The following is a 19,531-nucleotide window of genomic DNA, read 5'->3' on the forward strand; positions in this document are numbered from 1 at the left end:
GTTCGCAATTCGGATGTCCTTGACCGTGCCTTCGCGGGAGACGAAAGCCGGGCAGGTCGACGATGTCCGTCCCGATCCGGGCGGTTCAGCCGTCGACGGGGGTGTGCCGAACACGAAAGCCCGGCTGCCGAGCAGCCGGGCTTCGAGGGTTTTGTCTTGAGGCTGGCTTGAACGGCTTAGTAGCCGTAGCCGTAATAGCCGCATCCGGCTTGGTCGTAGGCGCCGTAGCCGTAGTCGTTCGTGCAGTTGTCGTAGCCGAAACCGCCGAGCCCGTAACCGACGCCGAGGCCGAGGCCCACGCCGGCAAGCCCGTAGCCGAGACCGCGCCCGTAGCCGCGCCCGTATCCACGGCCTGCGAAGCCACGCCCGACGACGCCGCGGGTTCCAATCCCGCCATGGGTTTCGAGCCCGCCATGGGTTCCAACCCCGCCGAGGCGGCCTGCATTGTTGAAGCCACCCGTTCGAAGGCCACCGACGCCAGCCCCGCCGAGGCCCGCACCGCGGAATCCGCTGCCGATGCCAGCGCCCCGGAAACCGCCGACCCCGCCCACGCGCGCACCACCGAAGCCGCCACCGTGAAAGCCGCCGCCGAAGCCGCCCCCGTGGAAACCACCGCCGCCGAAGCCGCGCGCGTCCGCACTGACCGGTGCGAATGCCACCGCTGCGAGCAGGGCGGTCGATGCCAATACCAAACGCTTCATAGGACAATCCAATTTGATGAGTAGTCTCTGGCTGTCCAACCGCGTTCGAGACCTGCGTATCCAAGCTTGAGTATTGATGGGTGCGTGGCAGTCCGTCGCTGCCACGCGTTTGCATGAAAACTAGACGGTTCGGCAGGGAGCCGGGGGTCAACGGAACGGCGGCTCGTCGAAGCTCCGCAGCTTGCGCGAGTGCAACCCGTGCCGATCGGCGCGCAGGGCGTCGAGGGCCGCGAGACCGACCTGAAGATGCTCGGATACGGCCCGGTCGTAAAAGGCGTTGGCGGCCCCAGGCAGCTTGATCTCACCGTGGAGCGGTTTGTCCGACACGCAGAGGAGCGCCCCATAGGGCACGCGCAGGCGGAAACCCTGCGCGGCGACGGTGCCGCTCTCCATATCGACCGCGACCGCCCGGGATTGATTGATCCGTCGCCGTTCCTGGCTGAACCGCAATTCCCAATTGCGGTCGTCGTAGGTGACGACCGTGCCGGTCCGCAGGCGGCGCTTGAGATCCTCGGCCTGCTCGCCCGTCACGGTGGCGGCCGCGTTCTGGAGCGCGACCTGCACCTCGGCCAGAGCCGGGACCGGCACGTCCGGCGGAACCAATTCGTCGAGGATCCGGTCGCGGCGGAGGTAGGCATGCGCCAGCACGTAATCCCCGATGGTCTGGGACTGCCGGAGGCCGCCGCAATGACCGACCATCAGCCAGCAATCCGGCCGGAGCACCGCGAGGTGATCGGTGATCGTCTTCGCGTTCGAGGGACCGACGCCGATATTCACGAGCGTCGTGCCCTGATGGGTCCCGTCGGCCCCCTGGGCCACGAGATGGTATGCGGGCATCTGGTGCCGGTGCCACGGCGAGGCGGCGATGACCGCGGCGGGGTCGGCCTCCGCGGCCTCGGCGCGGGACACGGAGACACCGCCCGGCAGTACCAGACGCTCGAACCCCTCCGCGCCGGAGGCGAGCCGCTCCAGCCCGTGGCGGACGAACTGATCCACATAGCGGTGATAGTTGGTCAGCAGGATCCAGGGTTGGACGTCGCGCCAGTCGCAGCCGGTATAATGGACGAGCCGTCGCAGCGAGTAATCGACCCGCACCGCGTCGAACAGCGCCAGGGGCAACGGCTCGCCGGCGACCTGATCGAAGGTGCCGTCCGCGATCTCGTCGCCGACGAGCGACAGGAGCGGCACCGGGAAGTAGGTGGCGAGATCCGCGCCGTCGACGGCCCGCCCGCGTGCGTCGAGCCCGGCTTCGAGGACGTAGGGATAGGGGATCTCCTGCGCGCTCAGGCCGACTTCCAGGGCGATGCCGTAATCGGCGATCAGCGGCTCAAGCTGCCGGGTCAGGTAGTGACGGAAGAAGGCGGGGTGCGTGACTGTCGTCGCGTAGGTGCCGGCGGCCTGGAGCTTCGCGGTGGCGCGGCGCACCCGCGGCAGCGGCCCGTCCGGGCGATAGCTGATCCGCAACTCGGGGTAGCGGAAGGCCAAGCGTTCGGTGGCGTCCGGCGGCGGGCCGCCCGCGAGGTAGCGCTCCAGAGCGCTTCGCAGGGCGCGAGCCGCGCCGTCGTAGAGTTCCACGAGCCGGTCGATCGCGGTTCCGGCATCCGTCACCGCCTGCATCGGCCGCAATTCGCGCTCGATCATGTCGCCTCCGTTCCTCGCGCTGGCTCTACACCCGCCAACGCGGGCGAGCGAGACGCGGGCTTGCGGGCGCCGTGGGCTTGGACGAGAAGCCGGCGGGATTACAGCGAGGTCGCATGAGCACGGACGAGTTCGGGATCCGGCCCGGCGAGGAGATGGCGAGCCTGCCCGCAACCTTCGATGCGGGCCTCCACTTCATCGGCCGGCTGCGCACGCCCTGGCGCTCACGCTCCGAATGCCCAAAGAACGGGCTGCAGACCGATGCGCTCTGCACCGTGGAGGTCGATGCCGCCTATGTGCCCGGCCTGCGCAACGTCATGGGCTGTTTCCATCTCATCGTGCTCTACTGGATGGACCGGGCGACCCGCGGGCTCTTGGTCCAGCAACCGCGCCATGCGGACGGGCCACGCGGCACCTTCTCGCTGCGCTCGCCTGCGCGACCGAACCCGATCGCCCTGTCGGTGGTAGAGCTGCTTGGGCGGGAGGGTGGCGTGCTGCGAGTCCGCGGCCTCGACTGCATCGATGGAACGCCGCTCCTCGACATCAAACCCTATTACGCTACGACGGATTCCCGGCCGGAGGCGCAGGTCGATCGCGCCGGCGCGCCGTCGTGAGGCGTCTCGCGCTTCCGATCGGTGGCGGTCTGATCCTGCTCGCCATCGGCGGCCTCGCGGGCTGGCGCCTGCACCGGCCGGCGGCCGATGCGCGGGCCTACGCGGTGATGCGCCTCATCGCCATCCAAGTGAGCCTGGATGAGGCCCCGCCGGATTACGCGTTCTGGGGTGGCGATTCGCAGGTCGAGTTGCAGCCAGGGGGGCAGCCAGTCTGCGGCTTGCCGTTGGTCAATGGCGGCGTCAGCGGTTCGACCGCGGCCGCCTACGCCGATCACCTCGCGCACCTGACCTTTCCGGTGCACCCGCATCGCGCCGCGTTGACGATCGGAACCAACGACATCCTGCTGAAGAACAAGCCGCGTTCGGCCGAGCCGGCAGCCCGGTTCGAGGCCGCCGCGGAAACGATCGTGCGACGTCTGCAGAGTCTCGCTCCGCGGGTGGTGGTCACCGCCCTCCCCCCGGTAGGACGCGAGCTGGCGGCTTTGGTCGATGCCGCCGCGGTGGCCGATTACTCGCAGCGCCTGCGTGGCCTGTGTGGACGCCTGGGCTGCACCTTCACGGACCCGTTCGCGGCTCTGCGCGACGGTGACACCGGCTACGCCAAGCCCGGTGCCATGCGCGACGGCTTGCACCTTGCCGCCTACCGCCCGGCGCTGGCGGCGCTCCAACCGGCTTTGTGCGGGCCCTAGGGGCCTACTCCCATTCGATCGTGCCGGGCGGCTTCGAGGTGATGTCGTAGGTCACCCGGTTGATACCCTTGACCTCGTTGATGATCCGGGTCGCGACCCGGCCGAGGAAGGCCATGTCGAACGGGTAGAAATCAGCCGTCATGCCATCGACCGAAGTGACGGCGCGCAGCGCGCAGACATGGTCGTAGGTGCGCCCGTCACCCATCACGCCGACTGTCTTAACCGGCAGGATCACCGCGAAGGCCTGCCAGATCGTGTCGTAGAGGCCCGCCTGCCGGATCTCATCGAGGTAGATCGCGTCGGCCTTGCGCAGAGCCTCCAGCTTCTCAGGCGTAATCGTGCCGGGGCAGCGGATCGCAAGGCCCGGACCCGGGAACGGATGCCGGCCGACGAAGGCCTCAGGCAGCCCGAGTTCCTTGCCAAGCACCCGGACTTCGTCCTTGAACAATTCGCGCAGCGGCTCCACGAGCTTCATGTCCATGCGCTCGGGCAGGCCGCCGACATTGTGGTGGCTCTTGATCGTCACCGAGGGGCCGCCGGTGAACGACACGCTCTCGATCACGTCCGGGTAGAGCGTGCCTTGCGCCAGGAACTTCGCGCCGCCGATCTTCTTCGACTCGGCCTCGAACACGTCGATGAACAGGCGTCCGATGGTCTTCCGCTTGATTTCCGGATCGGAGACGCCTTCGAGCGCCGCCAGGAACATGCCCGATGCTTCCACGTGGACCAGCGGGATGTTGTAGTGGTCCCGGAACAAGGCCACGACCTGCTCGGCCTCGCCCAGGCGCAGCAGCCCGTGATCCACGAACACGCAGGTCAGCTGGTCGCCGATCGCCTCGTGGATCAGCACCGCCGCCACGGCGGAATCGACGCCGCCCGACAGGCCGCAGATCACCTTCTCGGAGCCGACCTGCTCGCGGATCTTGGCGATCGCCTCCTCGCGGTAGGCGCCCATCGTCCAGTCGCCCGAGCAGCCGGCGATGTCGCGCACGAAGTTGCGGATCAGCAGGGCTCCGTGGGGGGTGTGCGCTACCTCCGGGTGGAACTGCACCGCGTAGTAGTTGCGCGCCGCGTCGGCCACCGCCGCGAAGGGGGCGTTCTTGGAGATCGCCACGGTGGTGAAACCGTCGGGCAGCTTGGTGACCCGGTCGCCATGGCTCATCCAGACCGGATATGTTTCGCCCTTGTGCCAGACGCCTTTGAACAGGGGGCAATCAGCGAGGATCTCGACTTCGGCCCGGCCGAACTCCGCATGGTGTCCGCCCTCGACGGCGCCGCCGAGCTGGGCCGCCATGGTCTGCTGGCCGTAGCAGATGCCGAAGACCGGCACCCCCGAATCGAAGACGAGCTGCGGCGCCCGGGGCGAAGCATCGACGGTCACCGATTCGGGCCCGCCCGAGAGGATCACGCCCTTCGGCCTCTGCTCGCGGAACGCGGCTTCGGCCTTCGTGAAGGGTACGATCTCACAGTAGACGCCCTCCTCCCGCACCCGGCGGGCGATGAGCTGCGTCACCTGAGAGCCGAAATCGACGATCAGGATCTTGTCGTGGTCGGTGTTCATCGCGGGCGATTATCCGAAGCCCGGGGCGCACGCAACGCGCACCCCCGATGCGGGCTGGGGATCGCCGCGCAAGGCACGCGCCAGGATCGTCGGGTCCTCAATCGAAGTTGCGGACTTTCGCCGAGCCGCCCAGGCTGATCGCGGGCTTTGCCGGCGCGCCGGCGAGGCTCACCTTCTTCTGGCCCGGCAGGGTCTTGGCCCGCAACTCGGGCGCGGCGGTTGGAGCCGGTTTGGACGGCTTCAGATGTGCCTGCCCGTGGATCACCGAGCCGATTTCGCCCGCCACCCGAATCAGATCCTCGCGATCGCACGCGCGGGCGACCTTAAGGCCGAGCTTGTGCATATGGCTCTTGCCGTAAAGGTAGGTGGCAAGCTGTGCGCGCTTCAGCGGCGGGATCTGCTCCAGGATCAGCGGCAGGTCGAATTCGTCGGCGCGGTAGACGGAGCCCAGGACTTCGAGGCTCACCGGGCAATCGACTTCGGGCTCGGCGCCACTGGTCGGATGCGCTTGCGTCATGGATGCCTCTCGGAGGTCGGTGGATCGGGGAGGTCGGATGCAACGGGGCCGGGGTCGAGTTCAACCCCTATTCGTACGGTGAGGTCTGCCACAGGGGCCGGAGCCGGCTCAGGTTGCACGGGGACCGGATCGCCTGTCGGCTTCCAGGCGCCGAGACACCCGGTACAGACGGATTCGATTACCGTCCGGGCATGGGCCTGACGCCGTGCCCACAAGGCCTCCCGGGCCACATGCGCGGCTTCGGCATCCGACAGCGGACGGATCCGGATGAAAAGCGGCTCCTCGGCACGGGCAGTCGCGGGTACCAGCATGAGCGGACCCAGCACGAGCAGGATGTGACGGCTGAGGTACCCCCGTGGAGCGTACGCGAGGCTGGTCATGCATCCCTTCCGACCGAACCAAGCCCGATACCTCACGCGGTAGGGTAAACCGCGTCTTAACGATGACCCTTGGCAGGCGCGGTATGCCGCGACGGTCGGCAACGGGAACATTGCGCGCCCGCGCTGGTAGGTTCAAGGGCGGACTGGGAGAGGGACTGCCCCATGCCTCAGATGTTCGACTGGATCTTCTTCGCCATCATGCTCCCCTTCCCGGCCTTTCTGGTTTGGGACTGGATGAGGAACCGATAGGCCGAGGATACGTCACGCGCTTCGGCGCGTCTCCGCCGACCGATCAAGCGGCAGCCCCGCCGTCTCGGCACCGTCCGACCCTTGCGCCGTCCGACGCCGTTCCTGGGCGCGTCCGAGCCAGAGGCTGTTCAGGAGCCACGCGGCGGAGAGCGGGATCGCGGTGCCGGCGATTCCGGTGCTGCCGAAGCCGAGCCCCTCGATGCCGGTGAATGACCAAGCGCCGACCTGATCGCCCAGGCGATAGACCACCGTATCGATGAAGCTCTTCGCCTTGTAGCGATCCTCCCGCGGAACGACCGTGAACAAGACCTCCCGGACCGGGCGGGCGATGGCGAAATTGCCCGCCCGGCGCAGGACCTGGAAGGCCACGATGACGCTGATCGTTGGCCAGATCGCAAGGGCCGCGAAGCCCATGATGCTGAAGGCCGGGAGGATCGCGAGCGTGAGTGCGACGCCGAGCCGGCTTACGATCCGGCCGGTCAGGAACAGCTGAACGCCGAGCGTCAGAATGTTGACCGCCAGATCGACGCTGGCGAAGAAGGCGGTCTGCGCGCCGCGATCCGGAAAACTGCGCTTCGCGATCCCCGCCTGCTCGAAATAGAGGAACGTGGACGTCACCGAGAACAGGAGAAGGAACAACGAAATGTTGAGCAAGTAGGGCGACGCGACCGTGCGGGTGACGCCCGCGAGCACGCTGCCGCCGATCGTCCGATCCTGTTCGCCCGTGCCGCTCGATGTGCCGCCAGGGACTTCGTAAAGCCGGCTCGACAGGGCCGCCAGACCGCGCATGCAGAACACCGCGATCTCCAGAAGCACCACGGCGCAGAGCATCAGGCCCCAGGTCGGGGCGTTTTTGGCGAGGATTGCCGTGGTGGCCGAGCCGGCGATGGCCCCGAGCGTCGCACCCGCCGCGATGAAGCCGAAGAGGCGCCGGCCCTGCTCGTTGGAGAACACGTCGACGATCGTCGCCCAGAAGATCGATACGACGAAAAGATTGAAGATCGACAGCCAGACGAAGAACACGCGACCGATCCAGATCCCCCAGTCCTGCGGCGCCAGATACAGCGTCAGCGCAAAGGCGAGGATGTTGGCCGCGAAGAACCGGTAGGTGATCGGCACGAAGCGCGCCCGCGGCATCCGCTTCACGAGGTAGGCAAACGGCAGGTTCAGGCACAGCATGCCCACCAGCGTCGCGGTGAACAGCCAGGGCAGGTTCTCGATGCCGCCGGCGACGCCCATCTGGTCGCGGATCGGGCGGAGCACGTAATAGGCGGCGAGGATCGAGAAGATGTAGGCCCAGGCCCAGGCGAGCGCCCGCCCCTCACCGGGCTGAACATCGATCAGGCGTGCGAGCGACCCGCGGGCCGGGACGGGATCAGGCATGATCGCGCCCCGGCAAGAACAGGCATCCGCTCCGCCGTTGGCTCACTTGGCCAGCCCGAGCTTCTCGCGCAGTTCCGCCGCGGTGACGTCGTGGCCGAAGCCCGGCGAGCCCATGGCGAACTTGTCGGCATCCTTGATCGGGCCGACCACCACCGGATCGAAGCCGGCATCGCGGACGAGACCGGCGGCGACCTTCAGCGCGTCCGGGTCATCTCCGGCGATCGGGATTGCCATACGGCCCCCGGCGCGGTCCTTTCCGCCGTCTGCGCCCTCCTTGGCGAAGACCTTGTAGTTGGCCGCGTTGAAGGCCCGCACCAACTTGGCACCCGAGAAATACTTGGCGGAGGTCGCGCCGATGCCGTTGGCCTGCACCTCATCGTAGAGGGCGCCGTCACGCTTCTGTGTGGCATTGCCGGCATCGAGGACGATCTTGCCGTTCAGGGACGGTCCGATCTCCTTCGAGAGGTCCGGATAGGCCTTGTAGGGCACGGCGATGAATACGGCGTCGCCGAACTTGATCGCCTCCTCGGGCGTGCCGGCCTTGGCTCCGGGTCCGAGTTCCGACACCAGGGGTGCCAGGGTCTCGGGGTGACGCGACGCGAACATCACTTCGTGCCCATCCTTGACCCAGAGGGCCCCGATGGTACCGCCGATGTTGCCGGCGCCGATTACGCCGATCCGGATCTTCGTAGCGCCGTCCTGAGCGAAGGCCGGGGCGGCGGATGCCAGGGACAGGCCAACCGCGAGGGCGAGCGCCGTGCGGCGCGTGAAACGATCAGACCGCATCGATGAAGGCCTCCATCTGCTTTCGCTGAGCCGGATCCGGGAGTTGTCCGCGGGCGGCGCCCAGGTTGTCCGCCACATAGGCAGCCTTCGCCATGCCGGGGATTGGGCAGGTCACGGCCGGATTGCCCAGGACGTATTTGAGGAAGAGCTGCGGCCAGCTCGTGCAGCCCAGATCCTTGGCCACGGCGGGCAATTCTTTGCCCTGAACCGCCTTGAACAGGCGATCGCGGCCGAAGGGGACGTTGGTCATCACCGCCATGCCCCGGTCGGCGGCCAGCGGGATCACTCGCTCGGCGGCGGCGCGGTTGTCGATGGCATAATTGACTTGAATGAAGTCCAGGGCTTCGCGCTTCATGACCGCTTCGAGGGCATCGAGCTGGTTGTCGCGCCAAACCGTGACGCCGACATAGCGGATCCGCTTGGCGCCCTTCAGATCGCGCAGCACCGCGAGATTCTCGGGCACGTCGATCAGGTTATGGACCGCCACGAGGTCGAGCCTATCGACCCGCATCCGTTTCAGCGATCGCTCGAATTCCGCAAGCGTCGCGTCCCGTCCGGTGGTGTCGACCTTGCTGGCGAGAAAGATCTTCTCGCGCAGGCCGGTCTCAGCCAGGATCGCGCCGAGGACGTCCTCCGCACTGCCGTAGCTCGGCGCAGTGTCGATCACCGTGCCGCCGAGCGACACGAAGGTTTCCACCGCATCCTTCAGGGGCGCGATCCTGTCGGGTGTCGGCTCCACCTCGTAGCGCCGGGACGTGCCGATCCCGATCGCCGGCAGCATCTCGCCGCTCGACGGTATCGGCCGGCGGATCAGCGGCTCGGCGGCGTAGCTGACGCGCTGGGCGAGCGGAGCAAGGGCCGCAGCCGCGATGACGACGCGACGGGATACGGGCATGTCCGGTCTCCGGGGAGCGGGGCGCCGAACCGAGATAGGGCGCGCGCACGCGGATGTGTATTCCTTATTCTCACGCCTGCGCGATCGGATGTCCGAGGGGGACCGGAGCGGGGCGCATGCCCGGCTAATCCTCTTCGGGTGGATCCTCGAACTCGGCGCCCTCGGTATCGGGCGCGATGCGGAACCGGTACTCGTCGATGGCCAGGAACGCGCGGTGGGCGACCTGCGGATCGATGCCGTCGCGAACGACCAGGGTCTGAAACTCGATGAAGAGGCGGGCGATGCGCTCCTCCTCCGACAAAGCAGCCAACGCTGACGAACTCGCACCCGCGCGCATCATGTAGCGGCGCGCCTCCCCGGCCCCGTCGAGTGCGGGCAGGACGACCACCTGTCCTGCCGTCTCCGGCTTCAGCTCCGCCCAACGTACGGGCGTCCAGGCGATGATGGCCTCGGTCTGCTTCATCGAAAAGCTCCGGCAGGGGGCACGATCCGCCTACCGGGCTTACGCGCGCACGTCGAGGCGTCGCGGGGGGCTCAGGGGGCCTTCACGACCTGACCGCGGAGTTCCCCTTCGGATCGGCCGCCCTGCTGAAGGTGGAATCGAACCGGTTGAGCGCGCGATCCGCCGCCTCGGTCTCGCCGCGAATAGGGCTGGAGGGTGTGCTCACCGGCAGTCACGCCGGGCGTGCCCGGATTGTGGACATGAGCCTCCGTCATGAGGCCTGCCCGTCCCCTGTAGCTCTCCGCCCGGCTGTGACGCTTGGTAGCCGGATCGAAGGTTGCGGTGACCTCGCCAGTTTTCCTCCACAGGTTGGCCGGTACATCGCTGATGGCGTCAAAGATGGCGCGAGAAGCGCCCCCTCCGCCGCCGGCACGGTCGGAGGAAGGGCCGGTGCCGCGCCGGTTTCATCGCTGGGCAGCTCAGGCGGTGAGGCTGAGTCCCGCACCCGCCGCACGACCCGAATGGCTCCGTACAGACGCGATTTCGCCGCGACAGGCCGTTGACACCGTGCGCCGCGCCTCCCTATACCGCCCTCGCTGATCGTCCGCAGTGCGATCACGGTTTGGGGCGGGGTAGCTCAGCTGGTTAGAGCAGAGGAATCATAATCCTTGTGTCGGGGGTTCAAATCCCTCCCTCGCTACCAAAAACCTTACATCAAAACATGCACTTAGCCGCCGAGCCCTGGACCGACCGTCCGGGGCTTTTCGCATCTCGGGCTGTTCTCGGGCTGCGACCCGCGATATTCGCGGCGGCCCGATCCGCACGGATTCGAGCGCCCGGACGCGCTCCAGGTCCAGATCGTTTCACCCGCCGCTGGCAGTGCCAAGCCCGACGTGTGATCCCGGATCACACACCCCGCCCTTGCCCGGCGCCAGCCCGAGGGCCATCATCTCGGCATAGGAGATCGGCTTCGGCCGGTCGGCCTCTCGCATCCCCTTGAGGGCTCCCATCCATTGCGCCGGCCGCTGCGCCGGGCAGGAGCCTTCCCATGCGCGTCATCGATCTCAGCGTCCCCGAGACCCTCATCCGCGAGGCGCTTCCCTGCGCCACGGACGAGGAGGTCAAGTTCCTCGTCGACCGGTGCGCGGGGCGGCCATTCCCCCGCGATAATGACGACCTGCTCCAGCCCTTCACCGACAGGGACACGCCGCGCGAACGCGTCAGGCGGATCAAGCTGCTGCTCGCCTGCTCTACGCGTGGAAGCCGTACCGCGTGGGCGTCGGTTTCGTGTGCCATTCAGTCGAGCGGATCGTCGAGGCAGCCGTCGCGCGGGCGTAGCCTCCGCACCCGTCCAGGCTTGCCCGCCGCCGCGCCCAGCGCGAGAATCCCTCGATGCCTACGGATGCCCCGACCATCGCAGCCGACCTCCTCGGCGTCATCCGCGCCGGGATGACTGTGTCCCTGAAAGCCGGCCTGCTCGGCGGGGGCTCGCTCCCCCATGACGGGATCCAGGTCGTGCGGATCGGCAGCTGGCGCGTACGCTTCCATCTCGACGTGGGGACCCTCGACTATCTGGATGGCGCCACGGCCCCGGACGGCCGGACGTGGGGCTACCGCGACGTCGGCGGCATCCTCCGAGAGCTAGACGCCTCCGAGCGGCGGGCGGTCGGCGCTTGGCTGGACCGTGTGGAGGCGTGGCACTGATGGCCGACGACGACTACCCGCCCGATAGCATCTGCGTCCTCGCCGGCCTGCAACACCGGGACCCGGGCGTCACGATCGGCACGGGCCCCGAGCATTGGTGGGCTTCAATCGACGGGCTCGCCCCCGAACCCGTTGGCTTATGGCGCGACGCCGGCGCAGAGCAGGATCCCCGGCAGCCGTGGGGCGTCGCGCGCCTCGGCTGCGAGGGCGTGATTTGGCCTGACCGCGTCTGCCTCATCGCTCGGGCGATCCCGCCGGGCGGGCGGATCTCACTGCGGGCGGACGACCTCACGGACGAGGAGATGTTCGGTATCATGGCATCCCGGCCGAGCGGACCCGGCTACGAACTCGACGACCTTCCCGACGACGAGGTCCGGTACCCGAGCGAGGACGGCCCCGGGGCGTCGGGCCCGCGCGTCGAGCTGGCCGTGCGCGTCATGGTGGGGACCGAGCGGTCCACGGTCATCGTCGTCGACGCGGTCACGGGGCGCGCCGTCGCGAACGAGGTGGTGTCGCACGGGGACGAAGCCCGGGCCGCGGCGGCGGCCGTCGAGCGCGCTGTTCAGGTCGACGCTTCCGACCAGCCGCCCAGCTAGACTCCTTAAGGTTGCATGGTATGCCGATGATCTAGGACAGTCTCGCTGGGGCGGGGATTTGATCAGCCGCGAGCATACGCAGGAGGCCCTGTCGCTCGCGTACGTCCATGCTCTGGCCGGCCGAGCCGGGTTGAACATCGCTGCCAAACCAATTTTCGACTACGGGATCGACGGCTATTTCTATCGGGTGAAGATGCGCGGCCGGGAGCGCGTCGAGACTGGCAATCCCGTTAGATTCCAAATGAAGGCCAGCGTGGACTGGGAGCATGAGGACGAGCACGTCGTCTATGACCTGGAGGCGCGTGCGCACCGGACTATCGCTGAACGCGAGCCCGGTGAGGTCATGACTATCTTGATCCTGCTGTGCCTGCCTCGCGATGAGAGCCAATGGCTGACCGGATCCGAAACCGAAATGTACCTGCGGCACTGCTGCTACTGGTACCGTACGGACGATCCGCCCACCGATAATGTCTCGTCAAGGCGCATCCGGATCCCGCGCGGGAATGTGCTGACACCTGATGCCCTGCAGGGCATCATGACGCTCGCCCGCGAGGAGGCCCTGGCAGGCCGATGACTAGCGAGCCCGACGATATCGAGCGCGTCCCGCTCGGCTCCCTCAAGCGCTATCTGGTGACTGCCGGGTGGCACAGACAGACGCTGCGGAGCGGCCTGGAGCTGTTCGCGCTCGGCCCTAGGGAAGACGAGATAGAGATACTCCTGCCCGGCACGCCTAAGGCCAGGGATACCCCTGTGCGGGTTGGCCAAGCCATTCGAGCGCTGACCGCTCTCGAAGATCGCGACATGGCCGCGGTCATCGCGGCGATCCGCTCCATCAGCTACGACTTGATCAAGTCGCGGCTCCCCGACTCGGTCATCCGGCACGACACCATCAAGCTGGGCACCGCCGAGGAGTTCATCCGGCGCATGGCCCGCCTGCTCGCCGCCTCTGCCCATTCCGAGCTGCACGCCAGCGCCTACTTCAACCGCGTCGACGGCGTAGCTCAGCGCTATGCCGACGAATGCCGATTCGGGCACACCTTCCGTGGCAGCTTTGGTTTCACGGTGGAGAGCCCGGTTGGGCCGCACACGATGGAGCCGGGTAACGGGGCGCCGCCCGCGCCACCATTAGAGCGCCGCACAGTGCATCGGCTTGCACGCGGGCTGCGTCTCATCGAGGGGGCTATCGCACACCAGGACCCCGCGGAGATCGTGCGGGGCTACGAAGCAGGCCTCAACGCCAACGCCTGCGAGGAGCTCGCCGCCCTGGTCGAGGTTCCGCACGCCGGCGAGGTGCGCATCGACATCGTCTTCTCGCCCGAGTGGGGTGTGCCCGATGACGTGGGGGCGGCCCCCACGTTTGAAATCCGGCATGCGCTTTCGGCCGAGATCATGCGGGAGGCGGCTAAGGCCCTTCGCCATTCCGACGACGAGCGGCGCCGTACGATCGTTGGCCTGATCCGCACGCTGCACTCGAACGAGAATCCCTCCGACCTGTTCAGCATCTCGGGCACGCAGGACGTGATCGTCGAGTGGGACAGCGACGAGCATGGCATGATCCGAGTGCGAGTTTCGCTGCCTCCGGAGGAGTACCTGCAGGCCGTCGATGCTCACAAGACCGGGCGCATGGTGTCGATCCACGGCGAGCTGAAGCCGCCTGGAAGGTTCTGGCGGCTTGAGAACCCGCGCGACTTCACCCTGCTCTAGATCACTTCCCTCACCAGAAGCTCCCCACCGCCGGCAGCGAACTCGCCGCCGTGGCCTTCTCGATCTCGACGCGCGGCGACATCGGAACGAGCGACCAAGCGATGGGCATGAGGCCCTCACACTCGCGGATCGCTCGCTCCAGGGCAGCTCGGCACTCGGCCTCGATCGCTTCGGGATCCCCGCCCTCGGCGATGATCTCGGCGCGGAGCTCGTCGCCCGACATCGCGAGGATGTCCTCGACGATGAGGTCATCCAGCGCGTCCATGAACTCGGCATCGGTCAGGCGTCGGGTCATCGTGCATCCCTCCTCGACGGGTGAGCCCGGTGCTTGATGACCTTCCCGATCAGGGGCCCCGACACGATCGAGACCCCCAGCCGTGCGGCGAGCCAGCTCATGGGCATGGCCCGTTCTTCCGCCGGGCGGCCGCCGCGATGATCTCCTTCAGGCGCCCACGGATCGGGGGCCGCCTATGCTCGATGACGGTCAGCACCCAGACAGGGATGATCGCCAGGCAGAGGACCGCCGAGGAGAGGAGGATGACGAGGTCGGACGTCAGCATGCCGGCCCCCCGAGCAGGGCGGCCTCGACGGCGGCGCGCTCACCGGCCGGGAGGACCGCGATCCGCTCGGCCGCTAGCGCGTAGAGGTCGACGGCGCGGGTCGTGTCGATGACGCGGCGCTCGATCGCCAGGGCACCCCAGGCGTCGAGCAGGACGTCGTCAGCCCGGTCGTCCCGGACCGCGGCAACCGAGGACCGGAACCTCCGCTGGCGCTCGGGCGCGATCGTGTAGAGCGGGCGCGTCACGCCCGGTCCCCCGCCGAGGCCCGCAGCTCGCCCATCGCACGGGCGGCGTCCGGATCCCCGGCGCGCTCGCGCTGTGCGATGTAGGAGAGCAGGACGATGTCATCGTCCCGGTTCGGGTTCGCCGGGATCGAGACCCGGGCCCCGTCCTCGTTGCGGAAGTGGCTGTTCACGAGGCGGCGCGCGGCCTCCTTCGCCTCGGCGTGCGAGATCTCGCGCGGGGTCTCCCAGAAGGCCCGCTCGCTCACGCCCGGCCCTCCTGCAGGAGCCCATGGGACACCAGGACGGCATAGATGCCCCCGGCGAGCTAGACGTCGTCGAGGCTGTTGGCGCGCCCGCGGGCGAGCGCCTCACGGATGATCTCCCACGGCGCGGGGCCGGCTATGGGCTCGGGGAATTATCGGGCCACCTTGGGGAACCTGGCCTGGAGGCGCGCCCGGACATCCTCGGGGATTGCCACACTCTCCGCCGCCGACGCTGCCATCCCGCCCGCTCCACCGCTCCGAATCGTCCCAAGGGAATCTTGCCACGGGCGGGCGCCTGCCACTGGACGCCGCCAGCCAATTTTTGCGAGCGCCCTGATTCGTAGAGTGGGCTCTCCTACGGGGAGGCCGGTTTCAGGCTGGATCGCATGGGTATGGCATGTTGACGCACCCGCGCTTTTGGGATGTCGTTAGGGTTCTGCACACCTTCCCGAGCTGACCCGCTGGACCCGGATGAGCGCCCAGGTCTTTATGGGGACTCAGCCACCGGGGATCCCCGCCGTGACCGCCGCTCGCAACTTGAAACGAGAGATAGCCACTGCCGCCTGAGCCACCCGCTCGGCGTGCCTGCGCGTCCTCCGTTTCCAGCGAGCACCCCCCAATGTCCGACGATACTAAGCGCCTCGCGGCGTGGGCCCGCCTGCGCGCCGTCATCCTCAATCCCGTCCTTCACTGCGGCCCGCGCGAGCCGATGGCGCCTATCGATCGGGGCGACCGGCTGCGCGGCGGCGAGTTCGTGCAATGGGACGCCCGGGTGGACGCTCAGGCGATCCTCAGGCGTCTCCAAGCCTACGAGCTGCCTGACGACCTCTCCCTGCAGATCGCCCGCGCGATCGAACGGCCCACTGTCGGAAAGCTGCGCCGCTTGCGGCAGGCCCTGCGGCGCGATGTTCCGCAGGGTGCCGAGTTTGCCTGCAGGGACGCGGACAACCTGCTCGTCTTCAACATCGCGGCCCTGGGATGCCCCGCCGCCTCTGCTGAGTGCGCCGCGGCCGCGCTCGACAGCGCCGTGATGCACATCGGCAGCGGCGATGGCACGGACAGCTACGAAAAGGGCCACCTCGCATTCAGGGCCGCATGCCTGTGGGCGTGCGACGCCCAGGCCGACGCTACAGACGTCGAGTACAAGCCGGGGCCGCTCTATTCGAGGCTCGCCGCATTCGACCAGCGCGCGCGGTTCTGGCTGGCCTCGTTCGCGGTCATCGCCAAGGCGGAGGACGCCATTGCCGCCGAGGACGACATCCTGCGCGGCGGCGCGGGCATGAAGTCCGACCTCTCGCAGCTCGTGGATCTCCCGCCCGTGCCGGAAGACTGGGACAAGCCCGGGTCCCAGGCGGCGCGGCCGGCGCAGACGCTCGTCGTCATCCCATCGCTCCGGCATCTGCCCAAGCCGTCGACGGGCGCGATCGACAGAGGCGACAGCCCCCGTGCGCTCGCCGAGCCTTGGGCGGAAAAGCCGATGCCGCTCGTCCGGACGCCCGACCCGGCTGCCTTCGCAGCAGCGATGCGCGCCAGGTTCCCGTGGGCCAGCGAGGCGATCGAGCAGTACGCCATGGATCTCGTCGGCGCGCCGTTCGCGCGGTTCCGGCCGCGGATCCTCGTGGGCGGTCCCGGCCTCGGCAAGACCGCCTTCGCCCGGGCGATCCTTGAGGAGGCCGGCCTTGGCGTCACCGTCTACAGCGCGGCAGGACAAATGGATGGCGGCAGCTACGCCGGCACAAGCAGGCAGTGGGGATCCTGGCGGCTGTCCGTGCCGGCGCAAGCTTGCCTACGTTTCGGGCAGGCCAACCACGGCGTGGTCGTGGACGAGGTCGAGAAGGCCGGCAACAGCCGCAGGTGGGGCCGCCTCGACGAGACGATCCTGCCATATTTGGAGACGACCGCCCGGGCGATCCACGACCCGGCGCTGGAATGCGCGCTGGATCTCAGCGCTGTCAGCCACATCCTCACTGCGAATTCGCTCACCGGGATCGTGACGCCCCTGCTCGACAGGGCACCCCCGATCCACTGGCCGGCCCCTCGTGCGGAGGACCTCCCGATCGTGGCTGCGGCGCTCCTCGCGGATCTGCGCCGAGACCGTGGCTTCGACGCGACTTGGTGCCCGGACCTCGACGGCGAGGAGCTTGACGCGCTGACGGCGTGGCGCGGCGGGTCTCTTCGCCCCCTGCGTCGCATGATCGAGAAGATCGTCGCTTCACGCGACATCCTTGCCCGCCGCATGCCGAACTGAGGGAGGGCGCCATGATCGAGGACGAATTCCGGACCGTCTGCAGCTACGCCCTCGTCGGCTATGAAGGCCTGGAGACCCTGCGGATCCACGGCATCGAGCCGTCGCCCATCGGCCCCCGCGTTCGCTGGGAGGCGCCCGGCATGCCCGCTGAGCGCGAGCGCATCTTGTCCGGGGGCGGCTTCGTCTCTCTCGGACCGCCTAGTGGCCCGATGATGCTCGACCTGCTGAGCAGAACGCTCGCGGCCCGGTGGGCCCACGGCACGCCGCGCTGCCCGGCGAACTGGAGGAATAGCCTTCAGCAGAGGTTCCCCAAGCTCTTCAGCGATGAGGACCCGTGCGTCGGACCGGGCTGGAGCTGGCTATTCGAAGCCGGGGCTGTAGCGCTCCGCGAGCGCGGCGTGCCGAGGAACTTCACGACACAGCAGACTAAGGAGAAGTTCGGAAGCGCGCGCTGGTATTGGAGCGCCGAGGAAAGCTGCGAATACACCAAGAACGTCATCTCAACAGTCGAAAATCTGTCGGCGTTCATCTGCGAGGACTGCGGCCGCCCGGGCCGCATCCGCCGCGGCGGGTGGGCCAAGTGCAGGTGTGACGTCCACGCTTCGGGCAAGGCTGCCCGCTAATCGGAGATCTAGTGATGCGTACCTTCGTGCTCGCTCTCTGCGTGGCATCTCTAGCCATGCCCGCTGTCGCCGACCAGAATTGGATGCTTCCCCCTGATGGCGTCTACTGCCCGGCAAAGGGGCAGGACATCTACGCCATCGTTGTGGGCCCGAACGGCGGTCTCGGCATCGACGGGCTGGACTGCCCCGTCGTCACGCTGTCCCGCGGGCGCGTCCGGTCGCCGAAGTGCTGGGCGAACGGGGACTCCGAGGCACCGTACGAGACCGACCTGTTGATCCTCCCGTCGGGCAGCATGGTCCACGGCTCGGTGCTCTTCCGGCGGTGGACGGGCCCGCTCCCGTGCCCACACAGCTGAGGCCTGGTGCCTCTCTCGACACGAGCCGACGATGCCCGCAGGGAGACCAACGATGCGCCGCACGAGACGCCTGAGCCTGAAGGAAATTGCGATGCGCCGGGCGGACCGGGCCCGCGATGCCGACCTTCTCCAGAGCGGATGGCAGCCTGATGCGAGGACGCTGGATGCGGCGCCGACGATCGATGTGTGGATCGAGAGCGTGTATCCCGGGACGTCGCTGCCGTGCCTCGTCGGCCACGTGATGGGGCATCCCGTAGTGCCGGACGGGCCGGCGACGACGTCGCCAATCATAGCGCGGGGCGCAAATTGGATTCGCACAGAGGGGCGGTTTTATAGGACCCTGGAGCCGCTGCGGATCCCGGCGTCCCCGCAGCCTGCCGAGCCATCGGCGAAGACGGTCTCGGAGCATTCGTCCGCAAATCCGGACGAGCAAAACGTGACCGGCTTCGTGGGCTTCTAAGCCTCGCCCCCGACCAGCCCAAGCAGAGCCCGGGCGCGCTTCCTCGCCTCGTCGCGCGCCCATGCCAGCGGCCGCGCGGGCATGGTGGCCTCTCCACTCAGCCAGCGCCGGACCTGCCGGGGATCCTCGCCGATGTCACGCGCCAGGTCCGTTGTCCACCGGGGGCCGTACATCAGCTCGCCGATCGCCCGGAGCTCATCGGCGGGCTTCAGGGTCGGCGGCCCCCCATTCCCCGTGCGCCCGGCCTCTGACACGATCGCCTCGGCACGAGCGGGCGCGGCGGCCCGGATGGCCCTGCCTTCGGCGATACGACGGTCGCGCTCTGCGTCGCGGCGCTCGCGTTCGAAAATGATACTCGGCTGCATTTGGTTTTCCCGGTGCTGGCATACCCATTTAAATTGGGGGCTGCAGATCTTCGCTGCCCCTACCTCCCATCGTGGGGCAGTCCTCGTAGTCGAAGTGGGACGACTCGATCGGGGCCCGCCTAGCCACGACTGCTGCTGAAAGCTGGCTGCGATATGATTGGCTGAGAAACGCGCAAGTGCTATGAGCTAATCGAGATCTGATTAATTGTCGCTCGAGTTAGATTTACGAATTTTTAGATTGATGTGCTTCATATGTAAGGCTGCATCAGCTCATACTCCGCTTCTGAGATTTTAGCTTGGGAGATTTCGAGTTAGCGAGGTCAAATAGGCAAAGCTGCTGCGGCCTCGGTGGCCTCTTTCGTTGCGATTGAACGCGGACGGTTTCCACCGCGGGCCGCGCTATCAGCGGAATATCATCTGTATCAAAGAGCATGCTATGCATCCAAGTCGTCTCGAACTTGGAATATCATGGCACTTTCGATCCATCTGTCTACGCAGCTTTGTCTGAATTGTTCAACCGATGCAGGGGCTGCAAAAATAGCAAGCAAAGACGTGAATGGACCTCAGGAAGGC

At 67.6% G+C, this 19,531-nt stretch carries 24 protein-coding genes and 1 tRNA gene; 11 read left to right on the forward strand and 14 right to left on the reverse strand.

Annotated features, from left to right (window positions below; all coding sequences use genetic code 11):
• Window positions 1–176: 176 nt before the first annotated feature.
• Entirely contained in the window at window positions 177–701 is a 525-nt protein-coding gene (locus tag BLQ49_RS04355; RefSeq protein ID WP_091713613.1) for a hypothetical protein, read from the reverse strand.
• 147 nt (window positions 702–848) lie between these two features.
• The gene (locus BLQ49_RS04360) at window positions 849–2,342 is read right to left on the reverse strand and encodes an AMP nucleosidase (RefSeq protein ID WP_091713614.1); all 1,494 of its coding nucleotides are present in this window, start codon (window positions 2,340–2,342) and stop codon (window positions 849–851) included.
• A 113-nt stretch (window positions 2,343–2,455) separates the two neighbouring features.
• Here BLQ49_RS04360 and tsaA point away from each other — a divergent pair, with 113 nt between their 5' ends.
• Window positions 2,456–2,953 carry a tRNA (N6-threonylcarbamoyladenosine(37)-N6)-methyltransferase TrmO gene (tsaA, locus tag BLQ49_RS04365; RefSeq protein WP_091713616.1) on the forward strand — a complete coding sequence of 166 codons (498 nt, stop codon included), beginning with the start codon at window positions 2,456–2,458 and terminating at the stop codon, window positions 2,951–2,953.
• On the forward strand, window positions 2,950–3,642 hold the full coding sequence (locus tag BLQ49_RS04370) for an SGNH/GDSL hydrolase family protein (protein ID WP_091713618.1): 693 nt from the start codon (window positions 2,950–2,952) through the stop codon (window positions 3,640–3,642). The genes tsaA and BLQ49_RS04370 overlap by 4 nt, the downstream gene beginning before the upstream one ends.
• Window positions 3,643–3,646: 4 nt before the next feature.
• Here BLQ49_RS04370 and guaA read toward each other — a convergent pair whose 3' ends face one another.
• The 6 genes from guaA to BLQ49_RS04405 form a co-directional block, all read right to left on the reverse strand.
• Window positions 3,647–5,203 carry a glutamine-hydrolyzing GMP synthase gene (gene guaA, locus BLQ49_RS04375; protein WP_091713620.1) on the reverse strand — a complete coding sequence of 519 codons (1,557 nt, stop codon included), beginning with the start codon at window positions 5,201–5,203 and terminating at the stop codon, window positions 3,647–3,649.
• A gap of 97 nt (window positions 5,204–5,300) precedes the next feature.
• On the reverse strand, window positions 5,301–5,720 hold the full coding sequence (locus BLQ49_RS04380) for a hypothetical protein (protein ID WP_091713622.1): 420 nt from the start codon (window positions 5,718–5,720) through the stop codon (window positions 5,301–5,303).
• A gap of 641 nt (window positions 5,721–6,361) precedes the next feature.
• Complete coding sequence (locus BLQ49_RS04390; RefSeq protein ID WP_091713626.1) at window positions 6,362–7,732, reverse strand: NTP/NDP exchange transporter; 1,371 nt, start codon at window positions 7,730–7,732, stop codon at window positions 6,362–6,364.
• Between the two features lie 42 nt (window positions 7,733–7,774).
• Window positions 7,775–8,518, reverse strand: coding sequence for an NADPH-dependent F420 reductase (locus BLQ49_RS04395; RefSeq protein ID WP_091713627.1), 744 nt, complete (start codon window positions 8,516–8,518; stop codon window positions 7,775–7,777).
• On the reverse strand, window positions 8,508–9,413 hold the full coding sequence (locus BLQ49_RS04400) for an aldo/keto reductase (RefSeq protein WP_091713629.1): 906 nt from the start codon (window positions 9,411–9,413) through the stop codon (window positions 8,508–8,510). Before BLQ49_RS04400 ends, BLQ49_RS04395 begins: the two co-directional genes overlap by 11 nt.
• Window positions 9,414–9,537: 124 nt before the next feature.
• Window positions 9,538–9,876: a hypothetical protein gene (locus tag BLQ49_RS04405; RefSeq protein WP_091713630.1), complete on the reverse strand. Its 339-nt coding sequence runs from the start codon at window positions 9,874–9,876 to the stop codon at window positions 9,538–9,540.
• A 605-nt stretch (window positions 9,877–10,481) separates the two neighbouring features.
• On the opposite strand from BLQ49_RS04405, the gene BLQ49_RS04410 reads away from it, so the two are divergent.
• A tRNA-Met gene (locus BLQ49_RS04410) sits at window positions 10,482–10,558 on the forward strand.
• Between the two features lie 160 nt (window positions 10,559–10,718).
• Here the strand turns inward: BLQ49_RS04410 and BLQ49_RS29490 are convergent.
• Window positions 10,719–10,865 carry a hypothetical protein gene (locus tag BLQ49_RS29490; protein WP_167627621.1) on the reverse strand — a complete coding sequence of 49 codons (147 nt, stop codon included), beginning with the start codon at window positions 10,863–10,865 and terminating at the stop codon, window positions 10,719–10,721.
• 382 nt (window positions 10,866–11,247) lie between these two features.
• On the opposite strand from BLQ49_RS29490, the gene BLQ49_RS04415 reads away from it, so the two are divergent.
• From BLQ49_RS04415 to BLQ49_RS04425, 4 genes are read left to right on the forward strand one after another with little or no spacing between them, the layout of a single operon-like run.
• Window positions 11,248–11,559 (forward strand): hypothetical protein, encoded by a 312-nt coding sequence (locus tag BLQ49_RS04415; protein ID WP_091713631.1) that lies wholly within the window; start codon window positions 11,248–11,250, stop codon window positions 11,557–11,559.
• Entirely contained in the window at window positions 11,559–12,155 is a 597-nt protein-coding gene (locus BLQ49_RS29495; protein ID WP_167627622.1) for a hypothetical protein, read from the forward strand. Before BLQ49_RS04415 ends, BLQ49_RS29495 begins: the two co-directional genes overlap by 1 nt.
• A gap of 58 nt (window positions 12,156–12,213) precedes the next feature.
• Entirely contained in the window at window positions 12,214–12,729 is a 516-nt protein-coding gene (locus BLQ49_RS29500) for a DUF4365 domain-containing protein (RefSeq protein WP_167627623.1), read from the forward strand.
• On the forward strand, window positions 12,726–13,859 hold the full coding sequence (locus BLQ49_RS04425) for a hypothetical protein (RefSeq protein WP_091713634.1): 1,134 nt from the start codon (window positions 12,726–12,728) through the stop codon (window positions 13,857–13,859). Before BLQ49_RS29500 ends, BLQ49_RS04425 begins: the two co-directional genes overlap by 4 nt.
• A gap of 10 nt (window positions 13,860–13,869) precedes the next feature.
• On the opposite strand, the gene nifW is transcribed toward BLQ49_RS04425, so the two are convergent.
• The 4 genes from nifW to BLQ49_RS04440 all read right to left on the reverse strand — a co-directional run bounded on the left by nifW (window position 13,870) and on the right by BLQ49_RS04440 (window position 14,909).
• Entirely contained in the window at window positions 13,870–14,154 is a 285-nt protein-coding gene (gene nifW / locus BLQ49_RS04430; protein WP_091713636.1) for a nitrogenase-stabilizing/protective NifW family protein, read from the reverse strand.
• 97 nt (window positions 14,155–14,251) lie between these two features.
• Window positions 14,252–14,419, reverse strand: coding sequence for a hypothetical protein (locus BLQ49_RS29505; RefSeq protein WP_167627624.1), 168 nt, complete (start codon window positions 14,417–14,419; stop codon window positions 14,252–14,254).
• Entirely contained in the window at window positions 14,413–14,664 is a 252-nt protein-coding gene (locus tag BLQ49_RS04435) for a hypothetical protein (RefSeq protein ID WP_091713638.1), read from the reverse strand. The genes BLQ49_RS29505 and BLQ49_RS04435 overlap by 7 nt, the downstream gene beginning before the upstream one ends.
• Window positions 14,661–14,909: a hypothetical protein gene (locus BLQ49_RS04440; protein ID WP_091713640.1), complete on the reverse strand. Its 249-nt coding sequence runs from the start codon at window positions 14,907–14,909 to the stop codon at window positions 14,661–14,663. Before BLQ49_RS04440 ends, BLQ49_RS04435 begins: the two co-directional genes overlap by 4 nt.
• A gap of 616 nt (window positions 14,910–15,525) precedes the next feature.
• Here BLQ49_RS04440 and BLQ49_RS04445 point away from each other — a divergent pair.
• From BLQ49_RS04445 to BLQ49_RS04460, 4 genes are read left to right on the forward strand one after another with little or no spacing between them, the layout of a single operon-like run.
• Window positions 15,526–17,154, forward strand: coding sequence for an AAA family ATPase (locus BLQ49_RS04445; protein WP_091713642.1), 1,629 nt, complete (start codon window positions 15,526–15,528; stop codon window positions 17,152–17,154).
• Between the two features lie 11 nt (window positions 17,155–17,165).
• A complete protein-coding gene (locus BLQ49_RS04450) occupies window positions 17,166–17,777 on the forward strand; it encodes a hypothetical protein (RefSeq protein WP_091713643.1) in 612 nt (203 codons plus the stop codon).
• A 14-nt stretch (window positions 17,778–17,791) separates the two neighbouring features.
• On the forward strand, window positions 17,792–18,133 hold the full coding sequence (locus BLQ49_RS04455; protein WP_244507424.1) for a hypothetical protein: 342 nt from the start codon (window positions 17,792–17,794) through the stop codon (window positions 18,131–18,133).
• Between the two features lie 52 nt (window positions 18,134–18,185).
• Window positions 18,186–18,593: a hypothetical protein gene (locus BLQ49_RS04460; protein ID WP_143012198.1), complete on the forward strand. Its 408-nt coding sequence runs from the start codon at window positions 18,186–18,188 to the stop codon at window positions 18,591–18,593.
• Here BLQ49_RS04460 and BLQ49_RS04465 read toward each other — a convergent pair.
• Window positions 18,590–18,958 carry a hypothetical protein gene (locus tag BLQ49_RS04465; RefSeq protein ID WP_091713647.1) on the reverse strand — a complete coding sequence of 123 codons (369 nt, stop codon included), beginning with the start codon at window positions 18,956–18,958 and terminating at the stop codon, window positions 18,590–18,592. The genes BLQ49_RS04460 and BLQ49_RS04465 overlap by 4 nt on opposite strands.
• Window positions 18,959–19,531: the final 573 nt, after the last annotated feature.

It is taken from the genome of Methylobacterium phyllostachyos (genome assembly GCF_900103445.1).
Classification (GTDB): domain Bacteria; phylum Pseudomonadota; class Alphaproteobacteria; order Rhizobiales; family Beijerinckiaceae; genus Methylobacterium; species Methylobacterium phyllostachyos.